The following is a 7,376-nucleotide window of genomic DNA, read 5'->3' on the forward strand; positions in this document are numbered from 1 at the left end:
TCAAAGGCTCTATCGGTGGCTACTTCGAGTGTTTTTCCCATGTGATTTTATTAGGTGGGTTTATCCACCGAGTCAAATCCCACATATCAGCCCCATAACCCACTTTAGCGGCCCCATAACCCACTTTAGCGGCCCCATAACCCACTTTTAGAAGGTAATTATCAATAAAATCAATGTGTTGTGGAGCGTGAACTTATAGAACTTATAGAACAAGAAGGCGCTACGCGCTTTTTTGTAAATATTTGGACTGGTTTTGAGTACAAACGCAGCGGTAATTCTTTTTCATTTGCCTCGGACTCATGGCAAAGCGCGGATTGCTGAGAAGTGAAATCAGGATCCAAGGGCGGGACTGTTCGAGGTCGGTTTCTCTGCATCGGGGTTGCGCGGATCAGCGGCCCAGTTCTTTCGGGCAGAGGTCATGGCCCTCTCAAAATCGTCTGGGTTCAGATTTGATTTCATAGCATCCAACAAGACCTCATGGCGCGTCGCATAGGTCTGGAGACGCACATCAACCGAAGCCAGTCTGTCGCCCTCCTCATGCGCATCTGTAAGGATCTGGGCTGCTTCCTCCTCTGTGGCCTCTAGAAAGGCCGTAGCGGCCTCTGTAGCGGCCCTAGAGGCTCTTTCCGCTTCCTGTCTGGCCTCACGTAGCTCAGAGGCCCATGAGGCCACTCTGTCGAACGCTTTGGTGAGGGCGGCGCGTATTTTTGCGGGCAAAGGCGCTGGACCGCGACCATCCGCAAAGTTTAGCCCCCAAAACCGCGCTCGAAACCCCAGTGTCGGGCGCTTGTCAGGGGCGGCCTCTTTGAGGACTTCAAACCGTTTAGGCTGATCCGGCATATCGGCGGGCGAGAGGGCCGTGTCGTAGGTGCCGTCCTGCACCCTATCGATGGAGGCTGAGAGGTTTTTGACACTGCGCTCGACCCACTCCACGGTTTCTGAGAGACGTGCCGCCTCTTCGGCTTTCTCCGCCTCGAACCGTAGCTTGTCCTGCGCCAGCTTCTCCCGTTCTTGCTTGAGCTTGTATTCCTCCGGTTCCAGCCGGTCAGGATCACGGCCAACCTTCTTTTCCCCGCGCAGAACCCAATCCAGCCCAACCACATCGCGCAGATGCTCAAACCACTCGTCCTGAAGCACCTGACCCTGAAAATGCGCGCTGTCCTGCCAGACCATCTTCGGGCTGCCGTCCGTCTTGAACTGCGGTTCCCACTCTTTGGTTTTCTTGTTGTATTTTTCTTCCTGCTTTTGGCCGAGACGTTCCCGTGCGCCTTCTTTCCCGAACTTTGTCAGGCTGATCCAGTCCGTCACATCCTTGGCTGTTCTCTTCTCGTAGCGCGGGGCAAAGAACACATCGACACCGTGCTTGCCTCTCTCGTCCCGATCTATCCGCGCATGGAACACAGCCCGCCCGCCATGTGTCTTGTTGATGAATGCCACCGCTTCCCTGAGCATCATCTCTTGGGTCTGTGGCGTAATCTCGATGCTGGTGGGAAACTGGACGAAGGCATGGCGCAGAAGTTTGCTGGCCGAGGTGTTTCGTCTGGCCCCCTCAACGTGCTTTTTGTAGCTTTCGGAGATGGATAGATCGTTCCCGTAAGGCCGATAGAACAGCGCCTCATTTTGGGGTTCGATGGAGCGAAGTTGGCCGGAATAATCCAGTCTCAGCTCGTGACTTTCCATGGCAGATGTGCTTTCCTGATCGAGAGAATTAACCCGAACAGATCCCGCCAAACCTTTAGTGCTCATACATATTCTTTTACGCTAAGGTATGCCTTCTGTAAGAAGGCATACCCGCTATCCCTTTTTTGTCCTTCCTGCGTCATACCAAAAAAGAGCGGGTGAGGGATAGCCCCCTCAATTGCTTCTCCGATCTTGTAACCTGCGGCCACGATCTGCGCAGCTTGCAACCCTGCGGGCCGCGCTTTGCCAAGACGCCAATGGCGTCTCAAACCCTACATGCACCTGCCCCATGGTGGGCGGTGTCAGGCAGGGATTGAAGTAAGGTTAATAATGCGTGACTATGATGGTATGAAATGCTGGATCAACGCGAGGTCAAGGGGCGGGTAAGTCTTCTTCGATATCATCTGGATGAGGATGTTCATCGGGGAAAAGTATATATCGTATCCAAGCTAAAGAAGGCACCAGCTCTTGTACTGGAACTTGAAGCTCATTCTTTTTTGCGCATAGCGACCGTGAATAATTATAGAAATCTAAAAAACCAAGAAATCGGCCCCAGTCTTCAGGGCTGATCTCGAGGGATTCTGAGTAATTATCTTCGAAATACTCAAGGTACTTACCTCTATAAATCTCTAGATCACCACAGATATTCTGTGTCCATTCATCATGAAAATCTTTGATGAGCATGTGAAATTCCCGCCATAATACACCACCAATATGATAGCATCAGGGCGTATGTAGGCAAGTGGGTTAAGGCTCTAGACGCAATAGCAAAACAGCTTCCCAGCGAGGCGCGGTATCTGTAGTGTATGCGGGTGCTGACCGACACGCCGACGTAAGTTAAGAAAGACTTTTGCAAGGTGGATCGCATATCAGAAACGTTAGGCGTATCGGGAACGCCATTCTAGGTTTTCGGCCCTGATTTCCTGTGGAAAATTAACCCGCTTCGGAAGGTCAGCATAGCTGATAGCGTATTCAATCTGTTCATGCAGCGTAACGCTGCCATTGGGGGCAATCCTGATTTTACCGCTATCATATAGACGGTGAATGTCGACCCGCATACACAGGCCATTACCGACCAGGTCAGTACCACCATTGCCTACAGGAATGATATGCGCAGCTTCTAAGACCTCAAGGGTTGGTTCTTGTGTTAAGATACAGCGTCTTGCACCTGCATCGAGTACATCTCGTCTAAATCTTGACTGATTGGGGCGGCGGAGAACGCTCGCTGAAACGCGGGTACGTTCGATGATCAAGGGGATTTCGGAATTGCGAGACGTGGCGACCTCTTCGTCAATACGCTCAATGTTTTCAAGAAATGACTGTTCATCACCCTGCTGCATTTCGGCATTCATCACTTCATCAAGGTAGAACCTTTGTTCGTACCGATCGGCAGTTTGATCTATTTGGCAAATCCCAAAGTTTGCTAAGAAGAGTAGAAATTCTCTAGCCAATCGTTTGTCGTTTGCTGCTGGTACACAATCTGGCCATTCGGAAACATCCAGACGCCCTTTACGGAATTCGAAAACAGATTCTACTGTTTTCTCGACTGTGGCCTTTGTACCGGCTAAGGGTATGACGACACTTATTAACTCATTTGAAGACAAGAAGGCTTCAGGCACACCGTAGGTACGCCCAAGCCTATCCATTACAGCCAAAATTAGTTCAAATGGTTTGATCCGAAGCCCTACCCTTCGCCAGTTAGCAACCTCATCAGCGCCATATGTGGCTGGATTGGGCAGAACAGTATTCCGCACCATTAACGCAGCAAACTCATCATTTGTAATTCTGCCTAATGCTACTTGGCGTCCGAAGTCTGTTAATTCTACTTCACCCCTTTTTGCTGTTAGTAAGCCTGTTCCGCGCCAATACTGGCCGGAGTTCCGAATAAGGTTACGATCACCGGTTCGGGCCAAATTAATGTCAGTGTTTGTGTCCCGCCGAACCCTATCAAGCTCTTCGATTAGTCTATCTGAGTTGAAGGCATCGCCCTCAAATTGGCTCAAAGCTCGGATAACACCCAAAAATACTGGAGCTTTGAGCAAGCCCTCGCTTGGTGCAACACTTAGCCATCGCCACTTGTATGATGGGAAGGGTTTAACAGGAATGCTCATACAGCGAGATCAACACTCTGAAAATTGCGCGCGGCGTTTTTGGACAACATTACACCGATTGCGTAGCCAAGAGCAGGAGGAACTGCATTTGCGATCTGTCTATACGCAGAGGTTTTTGTTCCTTCAAAAACGAAGTCATCTGGAAAAGATTGGACAGCCGCAAGTTCTCGGGCCGACATCCTTCGGTGATTGTTTGGGTGATGAAGAACGACAACACCGCCTTTTTCATCTCCTCGCCCAGTAACTGTTGGCGCAGGTTTGTTGGCGTCGATCACGCGATGCCCAATATGTCCGTTGAACCGGAGTTTGTACTTAGAAAATTCATGATTAGGCAAATTTGGCGCATCCTCTGGCTCAGGGATGTGGGCGAGTGCTTTGCCGACCGTCAACCATGGTTTCAACTTTAAATCTCTAGATTTAGATTTTGGGTCTTGGTGGGTTGGCTTCGGCGGAAAAAAGAATTCGGCTTCAGATAGGTCATTGCGAACGCCCAACATAACGAAGCGCATTCTCTTTTGTGGCGCGCCAAAATCTGCAGAGTTAAGAACTTTCCAAACTGTTCTGTAGCCAGCGTCTGAAAAGTCGGCTTCGATCTGTCTCAGAACCTCCCCTTTTCCTAACGATACGAGGCCTTTGACATTCTCAGCAATGAAAAATTTGGGCTGCTTGTCAGTAACGACACGGACCATTTCGATATATAATTTATTTCGTTCATCCAAAACGGTTCGCCCGCGATTGGCTACTGAAAACCCCTGACAAGGGAAGCCACCTACAACGACATCAGCCTCTGGAATTTCAGAGGAAGGAATGTCGCAGATGTCACGCGTATCAACATGATCCCCGATATTGCGGCGGTAGGTCGCAACAGCATCAATGAAAATATCATTGGCCCAAATTATTGTATGCCCAGCCTTTATGAGGCCCAAGTCCAACCCACCAGCGCCACTAAAGAGAGAAATGATTTTCATAAAGATACGCGCTCCATCTTCGCTAACGTGCTGAGTTGTTCGCCCAAGTATTTTCCAAACAAGACTGGAACTGCATTTCCAACTTGCCGGTAACATGAGTTCATTTGACCAAGAAATTCAAAATCTAAGGGAAAAGACTGAACTACCGCTTGCTCACGAATGGACATACGCCGGTGGTTTTGGGGGTGCTGTATGGCACAGACGCCCCCACCGCCATTGCCACGTGCCAAAATTGTTGGTGACGGCTTGTCCGGATCAGTTGTTCTGTGGCCGGTAAAGTTCCTGTTTGTAACTTTATACAGTGAGCAGATGTGGTTTACCAATTGGTGGTCACTTTCTGGCTCAGGAATGTTTGCCAATGCTGTCCCAATGGAAACCCACTTTTTCAAGTTACCTGAACCTTTGGCATCGTGTGTCGGCTCCGGATAACAATAATCCAACGCCTCAGGCAAATCCTTACGAGTCCCGGCAATGATGACTCGACGTCGAGATTGAGGAACACCATAGTCGGCAGTGTTGAAGAGCCTTTTCTGTACCCGATACCCAGCGCGCGAGAAATCGTCTTCTATCTTCTTGATGGCATCACCACCATCAAGGCTTAAAATTCCACGTACATTTTCAGCAAGAAACCATTTGGGTTGCTTGTCAGTTATGACCCTAAGAAACTCTTTGTAGAGACTATTTCGTGGATCATCTCCGACCCTCAAACGGTTAGCTTGAGAGAAGCCTTGGCAAGGAAATCCGCCCACCACGACGTCACAGTTGGGAATTTCTTCAGAAGGCACATTTTCAATGGGCGCTAAAATGGCGTGGCTCCCAATATTATGAGCATATGTCTTCACGCAATCGGCATCGAAATCATTTGCCCAAACGATCTTATGTCCTGACTGAATTAGCCCTAAGTCCAACCCGCCCGCTCCACTAAAGAGTGATACTACCCTCATGGGTTCACACGCCATTCCGAGAAGATTACGATTAAATTCAGGTGCATAAGTCTATAGGTCCGTAGTTTATAGCTTTGATAATCTTCTTTTTGGTTCTTCAGCAGACCTGCATGAAGAGACCAAAAAGCTTTATAGGTCGTTATAAGCGTATCTTCCATAAACGCTAGCGCCACCACCAGCTTCGGCGGGGCTTGTCGGCTAACTTCTCCGCCATTTCACGCCATCTATCGCGGTCCTCTTGAACCCCAGCCAACTGCTCTCTGGCCGCATCGCGTTGTGCTTCTGCTACGGCTAATTTTGCCTCCAAATCTGGAGTGGGCATAGCGGGCAATACGGGGTGGACATGTTCACTGGGCGCGCACTGAGCATCTGCCCACCTATCAAGATCTTGCGGATCAATCTTCCAGTGGTTTCGATTGTCCCTAGCAGCTCTTAAATCAAGGGTTTCTATCGCCCTCATAATCGTGCGCCGCGACACGTTCTTTGACTGGGCGGCATGGGCGGGAGACATGGGCATGTTTGCTGAGCGCTCACTGGGCATCGTAATCACCTCGCTGAATAGCTTTTGCACCAAGTCATGAATGACTTCTCGATGCTGGTAGCGTCTAATGGGATCGACTTCTCTGCGCACCACTTGCGAAACTTGTCGGACAGTACCCGCAAATCTGGCACATGCCGACCGTCAATGAGGGGTGCGTTATCCCTTGCGATCTTGTCCCATGGTTGCACGTCTTTCACTGAACCAGATGCAGGAAATGTCCGCGCTATCACTTCCGCCGTTCCGTCCCGCCGCGCCTTCCGTCCAACCTTTGGGCGGTCCTGTTCGGCTTTCACTTTGGTCAGGTCAGGTTTTTCTATCCACTCGATGACAACCTTCTCGATACGGCGCCCCGCTTTGATGAACCTTGCCGACACATCAAATCGGGTCAGCTGGCTAATCTCGGCCAGCGCTGGTTTCAGCGCATCGCGGTTGAAGTCAGCCCATCTTGTCACTTTGCCCGGAGCAACACCCATGATCCGCCGCAGATCGGTCACGTCATAGGTGCAGCTCGTGACATGCTTCATTCGCACCATGGCGCTGATCTGCTGGAATAGGGCAAGGGAGTATTTTGATGTCATGGCGTAGAAAGCCTGACGGTCGAGAATTGCCCAATGATTTGATTCCAGTGCCAGCGTTCGGAACACAATCCCGAAGTGCCAACGGACAGTCAGGTTGCCTTCGTCTTCGCGATCATAGACAAGCTCGCCGCCGTCGAGGAATGTGCCAATCCCTTCTTTGCGGCGGCTATCCGATAGATCAACTTCAAAGCTGAACGAGGTGGCGGCGATCTCGTGGATCATATCGCGGAGGCTACCAAGATCATGATTCCGCATTCCGGTGACCTTGCGTATGTCCCGTAGGTGCATTTCATGCCAGCAGTCGTTGCCCATCCGACCCGCTGCATGGTCAATCATCAAATGTAAGGTTTTGGTGGCCTGCGCCCCCAGTGCGCCGTTGATAAAAACGCCTTTAGCCATCTCGCGCGGGATAACACCGGCACGACTATCAAAGGCTCTATCGGTGGCTACTTCGAGTGTTTTTCCCATGTGATTTTATTAGGTGGGTTTATCCACCGAGTCAAATCCCACATATCAGCCCCATAACCCACTTTAGCGGCCCCATAACCCACTTT

Annotated in this window: 7 protein-coding genes; all 7 read right to left on the reverse strand. The window is 50.4% G+C overall.

Going from position 1 to position 7,376, the window contains the following annotated elements:
- Positions 1-330 precede the first annotated feature (330 nt).
- The 7 genes from DQ230_RS16410 to DQ230_RS16430 all read right to left on the reverse strand — a co-directional run bounded on the left by DQ230_RS16410 (position 331) and on the right by DQ230_RS16430 (position 7,290).
- Positions 331-1,746 carry a hypothetical protein gene (locus DQ230_RS16410; RefSeq protein WP_162497492.1) on the reverse strand — a complete coding sequence of 472 codons (1,416 nt, stop codon included), beginning with the start codon at positions 1,744-1,746 and terminating at the stop codon, positions 331-333.
- A 306-nt stretch (positions 1,747-2,052) separates the two neighbouring features.
- Positions 2,053-2,364, reverse strand: coding sequence for a hypothetical protein (locus DQ230_RS17190; protein ID WP_162497493.1), 312 nt, complete (start codon positions 2,362-2,364; stop codon positions 2,053-2,055).
- Between the two features lie 194 nt (positions 2,365-2,558).
- On the reverse strand, positions 2,559-3,791 hold the full coding sequence (locus DQ230_RS16415; RefSeq protein WP_113913649.1) for an HNH endonuclease: 1,233 nt from the start codon (positions 3,789-3,791) through the stop codon (positions 2,559-2,561).
- Positions 3,788-4,759: a DNA cytosine methyltransferase gene (locus DQ230_RS16420; protein WP_113913650.1), complete on the reverse strand. Its 972-nt coding sequence runs from the start codon at positions 4,757-4,759 to the stop codon at positions 3,788-3,790. Before DQ230_RS16420 ends, DQ230_RS16415 begins: the two co-directional genes overlap by 4 nt.
- Positions 4,756-5,703, reverse strand: a complete 948-nt coding sequence (locus DQ230_RS16425; protein ID WP_113913651.1) for a DNA cytosine methyltransferase — start codon at positions 5,701-5,703, stop codon at positions 4,756-4,758. The genes DQ230_RS16420 and DQ230_RS16425 overlap by 4 nt, the downstream gene beginning before the upstream one ends.
- Positions 5,704-5,866: 163 nt before the next feature.
- Positions 5,867-6,244, reverse strand: coding sequence for a helix-turn-helix domain-containing protein (locus DQ230_RS17550; RefSeq protein WP_420820897.1), 378 nt, complete (start codon positions 6,242-6,244; stop codon positions 5,867-5,869).
- A 5-nt stretch (positions 6,245-6,249) separates the two neighbouring features.
- Complete coding sequence (locus tag DQ230_RS16430; RefSeq protein WP_113913652.1) at positions 6,250-7,290, reverse strand: replication initiation protein; 1,041 nt, start codon at positions 7,288-7,290, stop codon at positions 6,250-6,252.
- Positions 7,291-7,376: the final 86 nt, after the last annotated feature.

It is taken from the genome of Roseovarius dicentrarchi (genome assembly GCF_003316635.1).
Classification (GTDB): domain Bacteria; phylum Pseudomonadota; class Alphaproteobacteria; order Rhodobacterales; family Rhodobacteraceae; genus Roseovarius; species Roseovarius dicentrarchi.

What these genes read in the sequence shown, in the direction of transcription:
- DQ230_RS16410 (WP_162497492.1), bottom strand. Translation starts at nt 1,746, where the DNA reads ATGAGCACTAAAGGTTTGGCGGGATCTGTTCGGGTTAATTCTCTCGAT.
- DQ230_RS17190 (WP_162497493.1), bottom strand. Translation starts at nt 2,364, where the DNA reads ATGCTCATCAAAGATTTTCATGATGAATGGACACAGAATATCTGTGGT.
- DQ230_RS16415 (WP_113913649.1), bottom strand. Translation starts at nt 3,791, where the DNA reads ATGAGCATTCCTGTTAAACCCTTCCCATCATACAAGTGGCGATGGCTA.
- DQ230_RS16420 (WP_113913650.1), bottom strand. Translation starts at nt 4,759, where the DNA reads ATGAAAATCATTTCTCTCTTTAGTGGCGCTGGTGGGTTGGACTTGGGC.
- DQ230_RS16425 (WP_113913651.1), bottom strand. Translation starts at nt 5,703, where the DNA reads ATGAGGGTAGTATCACTCTTTAGTGGAGCGGGCGGGTTGGACTTAGGG.
- DQ230_RS17550 (WP_420820897.1), bottom strand. Translation starts at nt 6,244, where the DNA reads ATGCCCAGTGAGCGCTCAGCAAACATGCCCATGTCTCCCGCCCATGCC.
- DQ230_RS16430 (WP_113913652.1), bottom strand. Translation starts at nt 7,290, where the DNA reads ATGGGAAAAACACTCGAAGTAGCCACCGATAGAGCCTTTGATAGTCGT.